A 1,875-nucleotide genomic window follows, 5' to 3' on the forward strand; every position below is an offset into this window, starting at 1 on the left:
GGCTCGGGCCGTTCCGCGGTGCGCCCGGCATGGGCGCTAACTAGGAGGTGAAAGTCCTCTGTGAGCCGATGTAGTCGGAATCACTAGCTAAGGGCAAGGGTGTCCATCGTGAGGTGGAATCTGAAGGAAGCCTAAGGCAAAGTACCGAGCTGATGAACAAGAAGTGGCTATAAGGCTGGGCTTGTTGGACGAGAGTGCCGTGTAACTCAAATCCTATAACTACGAATAAAACAGGCCACGTAGAGCCAACAGCTACATGGTACGAAAGTTAGCGTTCTTACCCGGGGAGGTCTGTATCATACGTTTGGCAAGGAAACGGAATGTATCCTACAAACAACACAGTCAGCAATGGCTGCTTGAATGATACAGAAGTCAGCAGAGGTCATAGTAGTCGCTTTGCGATGAAGGACCGAACATTAATTATTCTAATCAATATTGGAGGTAGAAGTGTGCGAAAATCGCAGAGAACAGAACAATCATCTGACCAGCCGAGTCCGGATTATAAGGACGAACCAAGGTTGGTGTGTAGCACTGATTCTGGTGAACATTTGATTAGAAAAGGTATTCCTTTTAAAGAATTAGTTCTAAACAGAGACAACCTGAATGACGCTTATAAAAGAGTCGTAAGAAATAGAGGAGCCGCAGGTATCGACGGTGTCACCGTCGATGAACTGCACGATTATATCATAGAGATTAAACCTCAATTGATGGAATCATTAGACAACCTTTCTTACAAACCCAAGCCAGTAAGGCGAGTGGAAATTCCTAAACCTGATGGCACGAAGCGAAAGCTGGGAGTACCAACGGTCGTTGACCGTGTGATACAACAAGCCATTGCACAAGTAATGACACCAGTATTTGAAATGGTTTTCTCTGACAATAGTTTTGGATTTAGGCCTGGAAGAAGTGCACATGACGCTATAAAACGTGTCATTGAGTTCAATAATCAAGGATATCACTATACGATTGACCTTGATCTGAAAGCGTACTTCGACACAGTTGATCATGATTTATTGATGAAATTTATCAAACAATATATTGATGATAAATGGTTGTTAAAAATGATTCGCAAATTCCTAACCAGTGGAATAATGATTGGACAAATTTTTCAAAGGTCCGAGAAAGGCACGCCACAAGGTGGCAACCTTTCACCATTATTAGCCAACATATATCTAAACGAGTTAGATAAACTCCTAACCTCTCGAGGACATAAGTTTGTCCGATACGCCGATGACTGTAATATTTATGTTAAAAGTGAACGAGCTGGACGCCGAGTTTTAGATAGCATTACAAGATTTCTTGAGAAAGATTTGAAAGTTACTGTTAATCGTACAAAGACTAAAGTTGGTCGTTCCACGAAAATGAAATTTTTGGGGTTCATGATTGGTAATTCGCACAAAGGTGCTTATGTACGAATCAGTGAACAATCCAAGACAAGATTTAAGCAGTCACTTAGAGAAACTACAAAGAGAAATCGGGGCATTAGCCTCGAGCAGCTCTTCAAGGAAATCAGACAGAAAGTTGTTGGTTGGCTAAATTACTATGGAATTGCAAAAATCAAGACCTTTATCAGTGAGTTGGACGGATGGCTCCGTACAAGAATTAGACAGTATATCTGGAAATCATGGAAACATATCAAAACTAGATACAAGAATCTAATGAAATTTGGTATGACCAGAAAATGGGCGTGGAAGGATGCCAATACCCGAAAGGGTTATTGGCGTACAGCCCACAGCAAAACTATGACATTTACTTTTAAGAAGGAAAGACTCAAGTCTCTTGGACTTATAGATATGTCCGAAAAACTTGAGCTTATTCAAAATACCTAATTAATGAACCGCCGTATACGGAACCGTACGTACGGTGGTGTGAGAG

1 protein-coding gene is annotated in these 1,875 nt (G+C 41.5%); it reads left to right on the plus strand.

Annotation, left to right across the window (positions count from 1 at the left end; translation table 11 throughout):
- Positions 1-449: 449 nt before the first annotated feature.
- Positions 450-1,829: a group II intron reverse transcriptase/maturase gene (gene ltrA, locus FFM71_RS13245; RefSeq protein ID WP_171000581.1), complete on the plus strand. Its 1,380-nt coding sequence runs from the start codon at positions 450-452 to the stop codon at positions 1,827-1,829.
- Positions 1,830-1,875: the final 46 nt, after the last annotated feature.

This window comes from Companilactobacillus huachuanensis, from assembly GCF_005404815.1.
GTDB classification, from domain to species: Bacteria; Bacillota; Bacilli; order Lactobacillales; family Lactobacillaceae; genus Companilactobacillus; species Companilactobacillus huachuanensis.